We start from the raw sequence: 15,260 nt of genomic DNA, 5'->3' as shown, positions 1-15,260 counted from the left end.
TAGACGAACCCCATCATGCGCGTTGCTGACTTTACTTTCGAGCTCCCTGATTCGCTGATCGCCCGCCACCCTTTGGCCGAGCGTCGCGGTAGTCGCCTGCTGACCCTTGACGGGCCGAGCGGCGCCCTCGCACACCGTCAATTCACTGATTTGCTTGAGCATTTGCGCCCGGGCGATTTGATGGTGTTCAACAATACCCGGGTGATTCCGGCGCGGCTGTTCGGGCAGAAAGCGTCCGGCGGCAAGCTGGAAATCCTCGTTGAGCGGGTGCTCGATACGCACCGCGTGCTGGCCCATGTGCGCTCCAGCAAGTCGCCGAAGCCAGGTTCGAAGATTCTTATCGACGGTGGTGGCGAAGCCGAAATGCTTGCGCGTCACGATGCGTTGTTCGAGCTGGGCTTCGCTGAAGAAGTGTTGCCGCTGCTCGATCGCGTCGGGCACATGCCGTTGCCTCCTTATATAGACCGCCCGGACGAAGGCTCGGATCGCGAGCGTTATCAGACCGTGTACGCCGAGAAACTCGGAGCGGTGGCGGCGCCGACGGCGGGGCTGCATTTCGATCAGTCGCTGATGGACGCGATTGCCGCCAAGGGCGTCGAGACCACTTTCGTTACGCTGCACGTGGGCGCGGGGACGTTCCAGCCGGTGCGCGTCGAGAAGCTTGAAGATCACCACATGCACACCGAGTGGCTGGAAGTCGGCCAGGATGTGGTCGATGCGGTCGCGGCGTGCCGTGCGCGCGGTGGTCGGGTGATTGCGGTGGGTACCACCAGCGTGCGTTCGCTGGAAAGTGCCGCGCGCGATGGCGTGCTCAAGCCGTTCAGTGGCGACACCGATATCTTTATCTTCCCGGGCCGGCCGTTCCATGTGGTCGACGCCCTGGTGACCAATTTCCATTTGCCGGAATCCACGCTGTTGATGCTGGTTTCGGCATTTGCCGGTTATCCCGAGACCATGGCGGCCTACAAGGCCGCCGTCGACAACGGTTACCGCTTTTTCAGCTACGGTGATGCAATGTTCATCACCCGTAATCCCGCACCGACTGCCCCTGAACAAACAGGCCCAGAGGAAACAGAATGAGTCGCGAATGTCGCATGTCCTTTGAACTTCTGGCCACCGATGGCAAGGCCCGTCGTGGTCGTCTGACCTTCCCGCGTGGCACCGTCGAGACCCCGGCGTTCATGCCGGTGGGTACTTACGGCACGGTCAAGGGCATGTTGCCGCGTGACATCGTTGCCACCGGCGCAGAAATCATTCTGGGCAACACCTTCCACCTGTGGCTGCGCCCTGGCACCCAAGTGATCAAGGAACACGGCGACCTGCACGATTTCATGCAGTGGAAAGGCCCGATCCTCACCGACTCCGGTGGCTTCCAGGTGTTCAGCCTCGGCGCGATGCGCAAGATCAAGGAGGAGGGCGTGACCTTCGCTTCCCCGGTCGACGGCGCCAAAGTGTTCATGGGGCCGGAAGAGTCGATGCAGGTGCAGCGCGATCTGGGCTCCGACATCGTGATGATCTTCGACGAATGCACGCCGTACCCGGCTGATGAAGACGTCGCTCGCGTATCGATGGAATTGTCGCTGCGTTGGGCTCAGCGTTCGAAAAATGCCCACGGTGACAACACCGCAGCGTTGTTCGGCATCGTTCAGGGCGGCATGCACCAGGATCTGCGCATGCGCTCGCTCGAAGGCCTCGACAAGATCGGCTTTGATGGCCTGGCCATTGGCGGTCTGTCGGTGGGCGAGCCGAAGCACGAAATGATCAAAGTGCTGGATTATCTGCCGGGCATGATGCCGGCTGACAAACCTCGTTACCTTATGGGCGTTGGCAAACCGGAAGATCTGGTTGAGGGTGTGCGCCGCGGTGTGGACATGTTCGATTGCGTGATGCCAACCCGTAATGCCCGCAATGGGCATCTGTTCATTGATACCGGCGTGCTGAAGATCCGTAACGCGTTCCATCGCCATGATGAATCGCCGCTGGATCCGACCTGCGATTGCTATACCTGCCAGAACTTCTCCCGCGCTTATCTGCATCACCTGGACAAGTGCGGCGAAATGCTGGGAAGCATGCTCAATACCATCCATAACTTGCGCCATTATCAGGTGCTGATGGCTGGTTTGCGCGAGGCTATTCAACAGGGTACATTGGCCGCCTTTGTCGATGCCTTCTACGCCAAACGCGGGCTCCCCGTTCCGCCTTTGGACTGAGTTTTCTGACCCCAAGATTCAACATTTGCAACTGGAGTGCTAAATGAGCTTTTTTATCTCTAACGCCATGGCTGACGCGGCTGCACCGGCTGCTGCCGGCCCAATGGGCGGCGGTTTCGAGTGGATTTTCCTGGTCGGCTTCCTGGTCATCTTCTACCTGATGATCTGGCGTCCACAGGCCAAGCGCGCCAAAGAGCAGAAGAACCTGCTGAGCAGCCTGCAGAAGGGCGACGAAGTGGTTACCACCGGCGGTATCGCTGGCAAGATCACCAAAGTGGCCGATGACTTCGTGGTTCTGGAAGTTTCCGACACCGTGGAAATGAAGTTCCAGAAAGGCGCCATCGCCGCCACGCTGCCAAAAGGCACGCTGAAAGCGATCTGAAGCAACAACTTCTACTCAATCGACGGGGCGCGCAAGGCGCCCCGCGTTCATAACGGGCGGCGTGATGCTGAACAAATATCCTCTGTGGAAATACATTCTGATCCTGGCGGTGCTGGCGATCGGTCTGATTTATTCCGCTCCGAATCTATACCCCGATGACCCGGCCATTCAGGTCAGCGGTGCAAGCACTGCGCTGCAAGTCAATCAGGCTGATCTGGATCGTGTGAGCACTGCGCTCAAGGAGTCCGGGATCAACGTCAAGGCAGCCACGCTGGCCGCCAACGGCAAGGGCGGTCTGATCCGTCTGAGCAAGGCTGAAGACCAGCTGCCGGCCAAAGACGTTGTGCGCAAGGCGTTGGGTGATGACTACGTCGTCGCGCTGAACCTGGCACAGACCACCCCGCAATGGCTGCGCAATCTGGGCGCGCACCCGATGAAGCTGGGTCTGGACTTGTCCGGTGGTGTGCACTTCCTGCTGGAAGTGGACATGGACAAAGCCCTCGATGCACGCCTGAAAGTCTACGAAGGCGACGTCAAGAGCCTGCTGCGCAAAGAGAAACTGCGTTATCGCAGCCTGCCGCAACTGGGCGGTGCCATTCAGTTGGGCTTCAGTGATGAAGATTCCCGCGAACAGGCCCGTGCACTGATCCGCAAGAACTTCAACGATTTCGACATTGTTCCGGCCGACCTCAATGGTCAACCGGTGCTGCGTCTGGCGATGACCCCGGCCAAGCTGGCGGAAATCCGTGAATACTCCATCAAGCAGAACTTGACCACGGTACGTAACCGCGTCAACGAGCTGGGTGTTGCCGAACCGATCGTCCAGCGTCAGGGCGCCAACCGCATTGTGGTTGAGCTGCCGGGCGTGCAGGACACTGCCGAAGCCAAGCGTATTCTCGGCAAGACGGCCAACCTTGAGTTCCGTCTGGCTGCTGAGCCGGGCGCTTCGAAAGCCACTTCCGAAACCTTCGAGTTCCGTGAAGGCAATCGTCCGCCAGCACAGATCGAGCGTGGTCTGATCATCACCGGTGATCAGGTGACCGACGCCAAGGCCGGTTTCGGCGAGCACGGCACGCCTGAAGTGAACATCCGTCTGGATGGTCACGGTGGCGAGTTGATGAGCCGCGCAACCCGTTCGAACGTTGGTCGCAGCATGGCGGTGATCTTCATCGAACAGCGTCCGGTTACCACTTACACCAAGCAAGTGGTTGATGGCGTCGAGAAAGACGTTGCGGTGCAAACGTTCAAAGAAGAGAAGAAGATCATCAGCCTGGCGACCATTCAGTCGCCGCTGGGTGCTCAGTTCCGCATCACTGGCCTGAACGGTCAGGGCGAGTCGTCCGAACTGGCGCTGCTGCTGCGTGCCGGTGGTCTGGCTGCACCGATGTACTTCGCTGAAGAGCGCACCATCGGCCCGAGCCTGGGTGCTGACAACATCACCAAAGGTATCGATGCGTCGCTGTGGGGCATGCTGTTCGTGTCGCTGTTCATCATCGCCATCTACCGCTTCTTCGGCATCATCGCTACCGTTGCTTTGGCGGTGAACATGGTGCTGCTGCTGGCCCTGATGTCGTTGCTGGGTGCAACGCTGACCCTGCCGGGTATCGCCGGTATCGTATTGACCATGGGTATGGCGGTCGACGCCAACGTGCTGATCTTCTCGCGGATTCGTGAAGAGATCGCCGCCGGCATGACCGTGCAGCGTGCAATCAACGAAGGCTTCGGCCGGGCATTCACCGCGATTCTCGATGCCAACCTGACTACGTTGTTGGTCGGCGGGATTCTCTTTGCCATGGGCACCGGCCCGGTCAAAGGTTTCGCAGTGACCATGTCCCTCGGGATCTTTACCTCGATGTTCACGGCCATCATGGTGACCCGCGCAATGGTCAACCTGATCTTCGGCGGACGTGACTTCAAGAAGTTGTGGATTTAAGGGGCTGCCATGTTACGTACAATCAACTTCATGGGCGTTCGCAACTTCGCGTTCGGCGTCACAGTGTTTCTCACGTTGCTGGCTATGTTCAGTGTCGTGACCAAGGGTATGAACTGGGGCCTGGACTTCACCGGCGGTACGCTCATCGAGCTGACCTACGAGCGTCCGGCCGACGTTACCAAGGTGCGTGAGCAACTGGCGACGTCGGGTTACCACGAAGCAATCGTGCAGAGCTTCGGTGCGACTACCGATCTGCTGGTGCGCATGCCGGGTGAAGACCCGCAACTGGGCCATCAGGTGGCGGAAGCGCTGCTGAAGGTCGGCGGCGACAACCCGGCGACGGTCAAGCGTGTCGAGTTCGTCGGCCCGCAGGTCGGTGAAGAACTGCGCGACCAGGGCGGCCTCGGCATGCTGCTGGCGCTCGGCGGTATCCTGATCTACCTGGCTTTCCGCTTTCAGTGGAAGTTCGCGGTCGGTGCCATCGTTTCGCTGATTCACGACGTGATCGTGACCATCGGCATCCTGTCGTACTTCCAGATCACTTTCGATCTGACCGTGCTGGCGGCGGTGCTGGCAATCATCGGTTACTCGCTGAACGACACCATCGTGGTATTCGACCGGGTTCGTGAGAACTTCCGTGTGCTGCGCAAGGCAACGCTGATCGAGAACATCAATATCTCGACCACGCAGACCCTGCTGCGCACCATGGCGACGTCGATCTCGACTTTGCTGGCGATCGCTGCGCTGCTGTTCTTCGGCGGTGACAACCTGTTCGGCTTCTCGATCGCGCTGTTTATCGGTGTTCTGGCGGGTACTTACTCGTCGATCTACATCGCTAACGTGGTGCTGATCTGGCTGAACCTGACTACTGAGGATCTGATTCCTCCGGCCAACACCGAGAAGGAAGTCGACGACCGTCCATAACGGCCATCGTTTTCCCGGCTGTCAGCCCAAGAAAGGCGCGAGTTGAACTCGCGCCTTTTTTTATGCTCCAAGGCTGGGAGAAGCGCGGGCGCGTCCCGCATGTGATGGTCAGGAGGTTCATGTGAACAAGTCGTTGCTGGTTGGTGCGGTATTGGGTGCTGTCGGTGTGACTGCCGGGGGTGCTGTTGCCACCTACAGCCTGGTTAAAAGCGGCCCTGAGTATGCGCAAGTATTGGCCGTTGAACCGGTTAAAACACAGATCAAGACTCCACGTGAAGTGTGCAAGGACGTGACAGTGACTCGTCAGGCACCGGTAAAAGATCAACACCAGATTGCCGGTACCGTTGTTGGTGCGCTGGCAGGTGGTTTGCTGGGTAATCAGATTGGCGGCGGCACCGGTAAGAAGATTGCCACGGTAGCCGGTGCGGTCGGTGGCGGTTATGCGGGTAACAAGGTGCAGGAAGGCATGCAAGAGCGTGACACCTACACCACCACGCAAACCCGCTGCAACACGGTCAATGACATCAGCGACAAGGTCGTCGGTTACGACGTGCGTTACTCGCTCGATGGCAAGGAAGGCAAGGTGCGGATGGATCGCGATCCGGGCAACCAGATTCCGGTCGACAAGGAAGGCAAGCTGATTCTGTCGCAGAATGAGCCGGCTCAGTAATTACCGGCTGTTTTACAAAGAAGCACCCTGCGGGGTGCTTTTTTGTGCCCGCCATTTAAGCCACGCAACAAATCCCCTGTAGGAGTGAGCCTGCTCGCGATAGCTATTTATCATTCGATGCAGGTGGTGGCTGATACACCGCTATCGCGAGCAGGCTCACTCCTACATTGGTCCCGTGGTGTGGCGGGTGACGAATTCCAGACATAAAAAAAGCACCCCGAAGGGTGCTTTTTTCGTCTCGCCGGAAGCTTAGCGCTTCAGCGAAGCCGGCAGGTGCGGCTGGATCGCCGTCAGCACTGCCTTGAAGCATTTGGTGTTGCCGGCAACGATGTGGCCTTTTTCAAGGAAATCGTGACCGCCGGTGAAGTCGCTCACCAAGCCGCCAGCTTCTTGAATCAGCAGGGCGCCTGCAGCCATGTCCCACTCGGACAGGCCCGACTCCCAGAACGCATCGAAACGACCGGCAGCCACATAAGCCAGGTCCAGGCTGGCGGAACCGGCGCGGCGGATACCGGCAGTCTGGCCAACCAGGGCGCGGAACATGCCCAGGTAGTTGTCGAGATTGTCCATCTGGTCATCACGGAACGGGAAGCCGGTACCCAGCAGGGCGCCGTCAAGGCTGGTGCGACCGCTGACGCGCAGACGACGACCGTTCAGTTGAGCGCCGCGACCACGGCTGGCGGTGAATTCTTCCTGGCGAACCGGGTCCAGAACCACTGCGTGTTCCAGGCGGCCACGGTACTTACAGGCAATGCTGACAGCGAAGTGAGGAATGCCGCGCAGGAAGTTGGTGGTGCCGTCCAGTGGATCGATGATCCACAGGTACTCTTCGCCTTCGATGCCGGTGCCAGCGTGCAGGCCGGTTTCTTCACCCTGGATCGAGTGATTCGGGTAGGCCTTGCGCAGAGCATCGATGATTTTCTGTTCGGCGGCGCGATCGACCTCGGATACATAATCCTTGGCGTCTTTTTCGTCGACCTTGATGGTATCCAGGCGCTCGATGGAGCGGAAGATCAGTTCACTGGCGCTGCGGGCGGCGCGCAGCGCGATATTCAGCATGGGCTGCATGGATGTGTCACCTAAGGTTGTTAAAGAAAGCCGCGCATTCTATCAGAACTTTTCTTCAGGTGAAGGACGCTGTTCGCTTTCATAGCTTAACGGTAGGCTGTTCTGTAAGATTTGCACCCCTTTCCTGTGTCCGAGAGCGCCTCCCTTGCTGCAGAACATTCGTGTCGTCCTGGTCAATACCAGCCACCCCGGCAACATCGGCGGGGCCGCGCGCGCCATGAAAAACATGGGTCTGTCGCGATTGGTGCTGGTCGAACCGCGAGTCTTCCCGCACCACGAAGCCGATGCTCGTGCTTCCGGTGCCGGTGACATCCTTGAAAATGCGCAAGTCGTCGCCACGTTGGAAGACGCCTTGGTCGGCTGCAATCTGGTGCTTGGCACCAGCGCCCGTGACCGTCGAATCCCTTGGCCGCTGCTGGATCCGCGCGAGTGCGGCACCAAAGTGGTTGAAGAAGCCGGGCAGGGCGCCGAAATCGCTCTGGTATTCGGTCGTGAGGATTCCGGTCTGACCAACGAAGAGCTGCAGCGATGTCATTTTCACGTGCATATCCCCTCCGACCCTGAGTTCAGCTCGCTGAACCTGGGTGCGGCGGTGCAGGTGTTGAGCTACGAAGTGCGCATGGCCTGGCTGGCTGCACAAGGTCAGCCGAGCAAGATCGAGAAAGAGGAAGTGGCTTCGGTGAAAAGCGCCGAGCTGGCGACCATGGATGAGCTGGAGCGCTTTTATGAGCATCTGGAGCGGACGCTGGTCGCCATCGAATTCCTCGATCCGGAAAAACCGCGGCACTTGATGGCGCGCCTGCGCCGGTTGTACGGACGCAGCTCGGTCAGCCGGGCGGAAATGAATATTTTGCGTGGCATCCTCACGGAAACCCAGAAAGCGGCCCGTGGTGAGCTTCTTAAGCGGAAGGACTAAATGATGTTTGAGCGTTTGCGTGAAGATATCCAGAGCGTATTCCATCGAGACCCGGCGGCGCGTAACGCTTTTGAAGTCCTGACTTGCTACCCCGGTATGCATGCGATCTGGATTCATCGATTGGCCGGCATGCTCTGGCGCAACGAGCTGAAATGGCTGGCGCGGCTGGTGTCGAACTTCGGCCGCTGGTTGACCGGGATCGAGATTCATCCGGGCGCCAAGGTCGGTCGTCGTTTCTTTATCGACCACGGCATGGGCATTGTCATCGGTGAGACTGCCGAGATTGGCGATGACGTGACCATCTATCAGGGTGTGACTCTGGGTGGTACCAGCTGGAACAAAGGCAAACGTCACCCGACGTTGGGCGATGGTGTGGTCGTGGGCGCGGGCGCCAAGGTGCTCGGTCCGTTCACGGTCGGCGCGGGTGCCAAAGTCGGCTCCAATGCTGTGGTGACCAAAGAAGTGCCGCCGGGCGCCACTGTTGTCGGTATTCCTGGACGAATCATCGTCAAGTCTGACGAAGAGCAGGACGCCAAGCGCAAGGCCATGGCCGAGAAAATCGGTTTTGATGCCTATGGCGTCAGCGAAGATATGCCCGACCCGGTGGCGCGCGCCATCGGTCAGTTGCTCGATCACCTGCAAGCGGTGGACGGACGGCTGGAAGGGATGTGCGGCGCGCTGAAGGATCTGGGCAGCAATTACTGTGCGAAAGATCTGCCTGAGCTGCGTGAAGAAGACTTCGCCTGCGTCAAAGGCAAAGACGAATCCAAAGCCAGCTAAACCGCAGCGCTGCCTTCGCGAGCAGGCTCGCTCTCACATTGGAATGCATATCCCTTGTGGGAGCGAGCCTGCTCGCGAAGAACGATAACGCGGTACCGCTGGCTGCATGCCGCCAGCCTTTGCTATGATGCGCGCGCTCTTTTGCGGGTAATCCTGACTAAAGTACTAGGTCTTAAAGTTGACTTAAATACTCGGGAATTGCATACTCGCCCCATTCTGAACTCCGTGGTAACTGTCCATGCGACTGACTACAAAAGGCCGATACGCCGTGACCGCCATGCTTGACCTGGCGTTGCACGCGCAGCACGGGCCCGTGTCCCTGGCCGATATCTCCGAGCGCCAAGGCATCTCCCTGTCCTACCTCGAACAGCTGTTCGCCAAGCTGCGCCGCAGCAACCTGGTTTCCAGTGTTCGCGGCCCGGGTGGTGGCTACCAGTTGTCCCGCGACATGCAGGGCATCCAGGTCGCTCAGGTGATCGATGCGGTAAACGAATCGGTTGATGCCACCAAATGCCAGGGCCAGGGCGATTGCCATTCCGGCGACACGTGCCTGACCCACCATCTGTGGTGCGACTTGAGCCTGCAGATTCACGAATTTCTAAGTGGTATCAGCTTGGCTGATCTTGTGACTCGCCGTGAGGTGCAAGAAGTAGCCCAGCGTCAGGACCAGCGCCGTTGCAACAGCAAGGCGCCACGCCTGGACAAGATTGAAGCGTCCGCCGTCGAATGACAGCCAGAGAGCTAGCGGCACGCCAGCCCTGATTTAGGAGATAGTCCATGAAATTGCCGATTTACCTTGATTACTCTGCGACCACCCCGGTTGATCCGCGTGTTGCGCAAAAGATGAGTGAATGCCTGCTGGTCGACGGAAACTTCGGTAACCCGGCGTCCCGTTCCCACGTGTTCGGCTGGAAAGCTGAAGAGTCCGTCGAAAACGCCCGTCGTCAGGTGGCCGATCTGGTCAACGCCGATCCGCGCGAAATCGTCTGGACCTCCGGTGCCACCGAGTCCGACAACCTGGCAATCAAGGGTGCGGCGCATTTCTACGGCTCCAAGGGCAAGCACCTGATCACCTCCAAGATCGAGCACAAGGCTGTCCTCGACACCATGCGCCAACTGGAGCGTGAAGGTTTCGAGGTCACCTACCTCGAGCCCACCGAAGACGGTCTCATCACTCCGTCCATGATTGAAGCTGCACTGCGCGAAGACACCATCCTGGTCTCCGTGATGCACGTGAACAACGAAATCGGCACCGTCAACGACATCGCCGCTATTGGCGAAATGCTCCGCGCCAAGGGCATTCTGTTCCACGTCGACGCCGCTCAGTCCACTGGCAAGGTCGACATCGATCTGCAGAAGCTGAAAGTCGACATGATGTCGTTCTCCGCTCACAAAACCTATGGCCCTAAAGGCATCGGCGCGCTGTACGTCAGCCGCAAGCCGCGTGTGCGCATCGAAGCGACCATGCACGGCGGCGGTCACGAGCGTGGCATGCGTTCCGGCACCTTGGCGACCCACCAGATCGTCGGTATGGGTGAAGCGTTCCGTGTGGCCAAAGAAGACATGGCTGCTGAAAACGTCCGTATCAAAGCCTTGAGCGACCGTTTCTACAAGCAGGTCGAGCACCTGGAAGAGCTGTACGTCAACGGCAGCCTGACCGCCCGCGTTCCGCACAACCTGAACCTGAGCTTCAACTACGTTGAAGGCGAGTCGCTGATCATGGCGCTCAAGGATCTGGCGGTATCGTCCGGTTCGGCGTGCACCTCGGCGTCGCTGGAGCCTTCGTACGTACTGCGCGCCCTGGGCCGCAACGACGAACTGGCACACAGCTCGATCCGCTTCACCTTCGGCCGTTTCACCACCGAAGAAGAAATCGACTACGCCGCGCAGAAAGTCTGCGAGGCCGTTACCAAGCTGCGCGCTCTGTCGCCGCTGTGGGACATGTACAAAGACGGCGTCGATATCTCGAAAATCGAGTGGGCGGCACACTAAATATAGAAGCCGCCAGATACAGATCCTGTAGCGACGCGGCGGTTTACGCAGCGCAGTTGCAGGGTCTCAAGAGCGGCCCTGATGAGTGAGGATTGAGAATCATGGCTTACAGCGAAAAGGTCATCGACCACTACGAAAACCCGCGCAACGTCGGCAAGATGAACGCGGAAGATCCTGATGTCGGCACCGGCATGGTCGGCGCTCCGGCGTGCGGCGACGTGATGCGTCTGCAAATCAAGGTCAACGACGCCGGCATCATCGAAGATGCCAAGTTCAAGACCTACGGCTGCGGTTCGGCTATCGCTTCCAGCTCCCTCGCCACCGAGTGGATGAAGGGCAAGACCCTGGACGAAGCAGAAACCATCAAGAACACTCAGCTGGCCGAAGAACTGGCCCTGCCGCCAGTGAAGATTCACTGCTCGGTACTGGCTGAAGACGCTATCAAAGCGGCTGTTCGCGATTACAAGCAGAAGAAAGGCTTGATCTGACTTTCTGGATTTGGCGACGAGTAAGGAGTCACCGATGGCTATCAGCATGACAGAAGCGGCTGCTCGACACGTGCGGCGCTCCCTCGACGGGCGCGGCAAAGGTGAAGGGATTCGTCTGGGTGTTCGCACCACAGGCTGTTCCGGCCTTGCCTACGTGCTGGAGTTTGTCGACGAGGTGGTTGCAGAGGATCAGGTGTTCGAGAGTCACGGCGAAAAAGTGATCATCGACCCGAAAAGCCTCGCCTATCTGGACGGCACCGAGCTCGATTTCGTCAAGGAAGGGTTGAACGAAGGCTTCAAGTTCAACAACCCCAATGTACGCGGTGAATGTGGCTGCGGCGAAAGCTTCAACATCTGAGGCTTGTCGTGGGTATTCCTTGTCATTTCGCTTTATTCGAGCTGCAACCGGGTTTCCGTCTGGATCTCGAGCAGCTGGCCACGCGCTATCGTGAGTTGGCGCGCGGCGTTCATCCTGACCGCTTTGCCGACGCTTCCGAGCGTGAGCAGCGGTCGGCACTCGAGCAGTCTGCGCGGCTCAACGACGCCTATCAGACGCTCAAGAGTCCGGCCCAGCGCGCACGCTACCTGCTGACCATCAGCGGGCATGAAGTGCCGATGGAAGTCACGGTCCATGATCCCGAGTTTCTTCTGCAGCAGATGCAATGGCGCGAAGAGCTCGAAGACCTCCAGGACAGTGCCGACCTCGACGGTGTCGCGGTGTTCAAGCGGCGCTTGAAAGTGGCTCAGGAAGAACTCAATGAAAGCTTCGCAGCCTGTTGGGATGATGCGGCGCAACGCGAGCAGGCCGAACGCCTGATGCGGCGCATGCAGTTCCTCGACAAGCTCACCTACGAAGTGCGCCAGTTAGAAGAGCGCCTCGACGATTAACCCAGTGCCGCTCCGGTCGCACGCCTGATATACAGATAAGTCCTGATCACGATGGCCCTACTGCAGATCGCCGAACCCGGCCAAAGTCCTCAACCGCACCAGCGTCGTCTGGCTGTGGGGATTGACTTGGGCACTACCAATTCGCTGGTCGCTGCGTTGCGCAGTGGTCTTTCCGAACCGTTGGCCGACGCAAACGGGCAGGTCATCCTGCCGTCCGCTGTGCGTTACCACGCCGATCACGTCGAAGTCGGCGAGTCGGCGAAGCTGGCCGCCGCGTCCGATCCTTTGAATACTGTGCTGTCGGTCAAGCGCTTGATGGGTCGTGGTCTGTCCGACGTCAAGCAATTGGGCGACCAGTTGCCGTACCGCTTTGTCGGTGGCGAATCGCACATGCCGTTCATCGACACCGTGCAAGGCCCGAAAAGCCCGGTCGAAGTCTCCGCCGATATCCTCAAGGTGCTGCGTCAGCGCGCTGAAGCGACCTTGGGTGGCGAGCTGGTTGGCGCGGTGATCACCGTTCCGGCTTACTTCGATGATGCTCAGCGTCAAGCCACCAAAGATGCGGCCAAACTCGCCGGTCTGAACGTGCTGCGTCTGCTCAACGAGCCGACTGCGGCCGCTGTGGCGTACGGTCTGGATCAACATGCCGAAGGCCTGGTCGCAATTTATGACCTCGGCGGCGGTACTTTCGATATTTCGATTCTGCGTCTGACTGGCGGTGTTTTTGAAGTGCTGGCCACTGGCGGCGACAGCGCGCTGGGCGGCGATGATTTCGATCACGCGATTGCCGGCTGGATCATCGAGAGCGCCGGCCTGTCCGCCGATCTCGATCCGGGCGCACAACGCAATCTGCTGCAAACCGCTTGCGCGGCCAAGGAAGCCCTGACCGATGCGGCCAGCGTTGAAGTGGTCTATGGCGACTGGAAAGCGCCGCTGACGCGCGAAGCCTTCGATGCGTTGATCGAGCCAATGGTCGCGCGCAGCCTGAAAGCCTGCCGTCGCGCCGTTCGCGATTCCGGTATTGAGCTGGAAGACGTGCACGCCGTGGTCATGGTTGGCGGTTCGACTCGCGTGCCGCGTGTTCGCGAAGCTGTTGCTGAAGCCTTCGGTCGTCAGCCTCTGACTGAAATCGACCCGGATCAAGTGGTGGCCATCGGTGCTGCGATCCAGGCGGATACGCTGGCTGGCAACAAGCGCGATGGCGGCGAACTGCTGCTGCTTGATGTGATTCCACTGTCCCTGGGGCTGGAAACCATGGGCGGCTTGATGGAGAAGGTGATTCCGCGCAACACCACCATCCCCGTCGCTCGCGCACAAGATTTCACTACGTACAAAGACGGCCAGTCGGCCATGGCGATCCACGTTCTGCAGGGTGAGCGCGAGCTGATCAGTGACTGCCGCTCGCTGGCGCGCTTCGAATTGCGTGGCATTCCAGCGATGGTGGCCGGCGCAGCGAAAATTCGCGTGACCTTCCAGGTCGATGCCGACGGTCTGCTCAGCGTGTCTGCCCGTGAGTTGGGTTCGGGCGTTGAGGCGAGCATTCAGGTCAAGCCGTCTTACGGTCTGACCGACGGCGAAATCGCCAAGATGCTCAAGGATTCGTTCCAGCACGCTAATGACGACAAGGTCGCCCGTGTTCTGCGTGAGCAGCAAGTCGATGCCCAACGCCTGATCGAAGCGGTGCAGGGTGCTCTGGAGGTTGATGGCGAGCGTTTGCTCGACGCCGAAGAGCGCATGGTCATCGATCTGCAGCTGCAGGAACTGGCTGAACTGATGAAAGGTACCGATGGTTACGCCATCGAGCAGCAGACCAAGCGTCTGTCGCAAGTGACCGATGCTTTTGCTGCCCGCCGCATGGATTTGACGGTGAAAGCCGCTCTGTCGGGGCGCAATCTGAATGAAATCGAGGATATCTGATGCCGCAGGTCATTTTTCTGCCCCACGAGAAGTTCTGCCCTGAAGGCATGGTTGTAGAGGCTGCGCCCGGCACATCGATTCTCGAACTGGCCCACGAACACCACATCGAGATGGAAAGCGCCTGCGGCGGCGTCTGCGCTTGCACTACCTGCCACTGCATCATCCGTGAGGGTTTCGACTCGATGGAAGAGGCCGACGAGCTGGAAGAAGATTTCCTCGATCGTGCCTGGGGTCTGGAAGCGCAATCGCGTCTGGCCTGTCAGGCTATCGTTGGTGAAGAAGACATCACCGTCGAGATTCCGAAATATTCGCTTAACCATGCGGCCGAAGCGCCGCACTGACTGGTAAGACTGTCATGAGCTACGGTTGGAATGATGTTCAACGTATTGCAGAGGAACTGGCCGAGGCCCATGCCGGCGTCGATCCGTATTCTGTAGGTTTTGTCCGTCTGCAGCAGATGATCCAGGTTCTGCCCGATTTCGATAGCACTTCTGGCCGTGTCGGCGAGAAGGTGCTGGAGGCGGTTCAGGAGCTCTGGGCCAAAGAATTGGACTGATCGTCTCGCAGGTTAGGCAATACCCAAGAACCCGCGTATAATTCGCGGGTTTAATTTTTCGCAAATTACCGTTTCTGGAGTTACACCATGGCTGTTCAACGCACTTTCTCCATCATCAAGCCTGACGCTGTTGCAAAAAACGTCATCGGCGAAATCACCACTCGTTTCGAAAAAGCCGGCCTGCGCGTTGTAGCTTCGAAACTGAAGCAACTGTCCAAAGCTGAAGCTGAAGGCTTCTACGCTGAGCACAGCGCTCGTGGTTTCTTCGGCGACCTGGTTGCTTTCATGATCTCCGGTCCTGTTGTTGTTCAGGTTCTGGAAGGCGAAAACGCTATCGCTCTGAACCGTGAGCTGATGGGCGCTACCAACCCTAAAGAAGCTGCTGCCGGCACCATCCGCGCTGACTTCGCTGATTCCATCGACGCCAACGCTGTTCACGGTTCGGACTCCGAAGCCGCAGCTGCTCGTGAAATCTCGTACTTCTTCGCAGCTACTGAAGTAACCACTCGCTAAGCATTGGCTTAAGAGTGAAGGTG

At 58.9% G+C, this 15,260-nt stretch carries 18 protein-coding genes; 17 read left to right on the top strand and 1 reads right to left on the bottom strand.

The genetic code is table 11. The annotated features are described in order from the left end of the window. Positions 1–15: 15 nt before the first annotated feature. The 6 genes from queA to PspS49_RS23925 all read left to right on the top strand — a co-directional run bounded on the left by queA (position 16) and on the right by PspS49_RS23925 (position 6,119). Positions 16–1,080 carry a tRNA preQ1(34) S-adenosylmethionine ribosyltransferase-isomerase QueA gene (gene queA, locus PspS49_RS23950; RefSeq protein ID WP_160041722.1) on the top strand — a complete coding sequence of 355 codons (1,065 nt, stop codon included), beginning with the start codon at positions 16–18 and terminating at the stop codon, positions 1,078–1,080. A 14-nt stretch (positions 1,081–1,094) separates the two neighbouring features. Further along, positions 1,095–2,210 carry a tRNA guanosine(34) transglycosylase Tgt gene (gene tgt / locus PspS49_RS23945; RefSeq protein WP_162130185.1) on the top strand — a complete coding sequence of 372 codons (1,116 nt, stop codon included), beginning with the start codon at positions 1,095–1,097 and terminating at the stop codon, positions 2,208–2,210. A 43-nt stretch (positions 2,211–2,253) separates the two neighbouring features. Then, positions 2,254–2,592 carry a preprotein translocase subunit YajC gene (yajC, locus tag PspS49_RS23940; RefSeq protein WP_007916913.1) on the top strand — a complete coding sequence of 113 codons (339 nt, stop codon included), beginning with the start codon at positions 2,254–2,256 and terminating at the stop codon, positions 2,590–2,592. A 64-nt stretch (positions 2,593–2,656) separates the two neighbouring features. Then, a complete protein-coding gene (secD, locus tag PspS49_RS23935; RefSeq protein ID WP_007916911.1) occupies positions 2,657–4,525 on the top strand; it encodes a protein translocase subunit SecD in 1,869 nt (622 codons plus the stop codon). Between the two features lie 9 nt (positions 4,526–4,534). Then, the gene (gene secF, locus PspS49_RS23930; RefSeq protein WP_095123431.1) at positions 4,535–5,449 is read left to right on the top strand and encodes a protein translocase subunit SecF; all 915 of its coding nucleotides are present in this window, start codon (positions 4,535–4,537) and stop codon (positions 5,447–5,449) included. Positions 5,450–5,570: 121 nt separating this feature from the next. Then, positions 5,571–6,119 carry a glycine zipper 2TM domain-containing protein gene (locus tag PspS49_RS23925; RefSeq protein ID WP_007916907.1) on the top strand — a complete coding sequence of 183 codons (549 nt, stop codon included), beginning with the start codon at positions 5,571–5,573 and terminating at the stop codon, positions 6,117–6,119. A gap of 249 nt (positions 6,120–6,368) precedes the next feature. Here PspS49_RS23925 and suhB read toward each other — a convergent pair whose 3' ends face one another. Beyond that, positions 6,369–7,187: an inositol-phosphate phosphatase gene (gene suhB / locus PspS49_RS23920; protein WP_016773320.1), complete on the bottom strand. Its 819-nt coding sequence runs from the start codon at positions 7,185–7,187 to the stop codon at positions 6,369–6,371. A 145-nt stretch (positions 7,188–7,332) separates the two neighbouring features. Here suhB and trmJ point away from each other — a divergent pair, with 145 nt between their 5' ends. The 11 genes from trmJ to ndk all read left to right on the top strand — a co-directional run bounded on the left by trmJ (position 7,333) and on the right by ndk (position 15,237). Further along, positions 7,333–8,103: a tRNA (cytosine(32)/uridine(32)-2'-O)-methyltransferase TrmJ gene (gene trmJ, locus PspS49_RS23915; protein ID WP_160041720.1), complete on the top strand. Its 771-nt coding sequence runs from the start codon at positions 7,333–7,335 to the stop codon at positions 8,101–8,103. Between the two features lie 3 nt (positions 8,104–8,106). Further along, positions 8,107–8,883, top strand: a complete 777-nt coding sequence (gene cysE, locus PspS49_RS23910; protein ID WP_007916901.1) for a serine O-acetyltransferase — start codon at positions 8,107–8,109, stop codon at positions 8,881–8,883. A gap of 238 nt (positions 8,884–9,121) precedes the next feature. Then, positions 9,122–9,613 carry a Fe-S cluster assembly transcriptional regulator IscR gene (iscR, locus tag PspS49_RS23905; RefSeq protein WP_003227911.1) on the top strand — a complete coding sequence of 164 codons (492 nt, stop codon included), beginning with the start codon at positions 9,122–9,124 and terminating at the stop codon, positions 9,611–9,613. Between the two features lie 47 nt (positions 9,614–9,660). After that, positions 9,661–10,875 carry an IscS subfamily cysteine desulfurase gene (locus tag PspS49_RS23900; protein ID WP_150707004.1) on the top strand — a complete coding sequence of 405 codons (1,215 nt, stop codon included), beginning with the start codon at positions 9,661–9,663 and terminating at the stop codon, positions 10,873–10,875. Positions 10,876–10,976: 101 nt separating this feature from the next. Further along, complete coding sequence (iscU, locus tag PspS49_RS23895; protein ID WP_007916892.1) at positions 10,977–11,363, top strand: Fe-S cluster assembly scaffold IscU; 387 nt, start codon at positions 10,977–10,979, stop codon at positions 11,361–11,363. Positions 11,364–11,397: 34 nt separating this feature from the next. Further along, entirely contained in the window at positions 11,398–11,721 is a 324-nt protein-coding gene (iscA, locus tag PspS49_RS23890; RefSeq protein WP_003227904.1) for an iron-sulfur cluster assembly protein IscA, read from the top strand. Between the two features lie 8 nt (positions 11,722–11,729). Next, complete coding sequence (gene hscB / locus PspS49_RS23885) at positions 11,730–12,251, top strand: co-chaperone HscB (RefSeq protein WP_007916889.1); 522 nt, start codon at positions 11,730–11,732, stop codon at positions 12,249–12,251. A gap of 51 nt (positions 12,252–12,302) precedes the next feature. Continuing rightward, positions 12,303–14,168: a Fe-S protein assembly chaperone HscA gene (gene hscA / locus PspS49_RS23880; protein WP_160041718.1), complete on the top strand. Its 1,866-nt coding sequence runs from the start codon at positions 12,303–12,305 to the stop codon at positions 14,166–14,168. Then, positions 14,168–14,509: an ISC system 2Fe-2S type ferredoxin gene (gene fdx / locus PspS49_RS23875; protein ID WP_007916885.1), complete on the top strand. Its 342-nt coding sequence runs from the start codon at positions 14,168–14,170 to the stop codon at positions 14,507–14,509. The genes hscA and fdx overlap by 1 nt, the downstream gene beginning before the upstream one ends. Positions 14,510–14,523: 14 nt before the next feature. Beyond that, complete coding sequence (gene iscX / locus PspS49_RS23870) at positions 14,524–14,724, top strand: Fe-S cluster assembly protein IscX (protein ID WP_122589961.1); 201 nt, start codon at positions 14,524–14,526, stop codon at positions 14,722–14,724. Between the two features lie 87 nt (positions 14,725–14,811). Next, the gene (ndk, locus tag PspS49_RS23865; protein WP_007916882.1) at positions 14,812–15,237 is read left to right on the top strand and encodes a nucleoside-diphosphate kinase; all 426 of its coding nucleotides are present in this window, start codon (positions 14,812–14,814) and stop codon (positions 15,235–15,237) included. Positions 15,238–15,260 lie beyond the last annotated feature (23 nt).

Source organism: Pseudomonas sp. S49 (assembly GCF_009866785.1).
GTDB lineage: Bacteria > Pseudomonadota > Gammaproteobacteria > Pseudomonadales > Pseudomonadaceae > Aquipseudomonas.
This window is presented reverse-complemented; position numbering and strand designations above follow the sequence as displayed.

Coding starts and splice junctions, on each gene's coding strand:
- queA (WP_160041722.1), top strand. CDS start 16: ATGCGCGTTGCTGACTTTACTTTCGAGCTCCCTGATTCGCTGATCGCC.
- tgt (WP_162130185.1), top strand. CDS start 1,095: ATGTCCTTTGAACTTCTGGCCACCGATGGCAAGGCCCGTCGTGGTCGT.
- yajC (WP_007916913.1), top strand. CDS start 2,254: ATGAGCTTTTTTATCTCTAACGCCATGGCTGACGCGGCTGCACCGGCT.
- secD (WP_007916911.1), top strand. CDS start 2,657: ATGCTGAACAAATATCCTCTGTGGAAATACATTCTGATCCTGGCGGTG.
- secF (WP_095123431.1), top strand. CDS start 4,535: ATGTTACGTACAATCAACTTCATGGGCGTTCGCAACTTCGCGTTCGGC.
- suhB (WP_016773320.1), bottom strand. CDS start 7,187: ATGCAGCCCATGCTGAATATCGCGCTGCGCGCCGCCCGCAGCGCCAGT.
- cysE (WP_007916901.1), top strand. CDS start 8,107: ATGTTTGAGCGTTTGCGTGAAGATATCCAGAGCGTATTCCATCGAGAC.
- iscR (WP_003227911.1), top strand. CDS start 9,122: ATGCGACTGACTACAAAAGGCCGATACGCCGTGACCGCCATGCTTGAC.
- PspS49_RS23900 (WP_150707004.1), top strand. CDS start 9,661: ATGAAATTGCCGATTTACCTTGATTACTCTGCGACCACCCCGGTTGAT.
- iscU (WP_007916892.1), top strand. CDS start 10,977: ATGGCTTACAGCGAAAAGGTCATCGACCACTACGAAAACCCGCGCAAC.
- iscA (WP_003227904.1), top strand. CDS start 11,398: ATGGCTATCAGCATGACAGAAGCGGCTGCTCGACACGTGCGGCGCTCC.
- hscA (WP_160041718.1), top strand. CDS start 12,303: ATGGCCCTACTGCAGATCGCCGAACCCGGCCAAAGTCCTCAACCGCAC.
- fdx (WP_007916885.1), top strand. CDS start 14,168: ATGCCGCAGGTCATTTTTCTGCCCCACGAGAAGTTCTGCCCTGAAGGC.
- iscX (WP_122589961.1), top strand. CDS start 14,524: ATGAGCTACGGTTGGAATGATGTTCAACGTATTGCAGAGGAACTGGCC.
- ndk (WP_007916882.1), top strand. CDS start 14,812: ATGGCTGTTCAACGCACTTTCTCCATCATCAAGCCTGACGCTGTTGCA.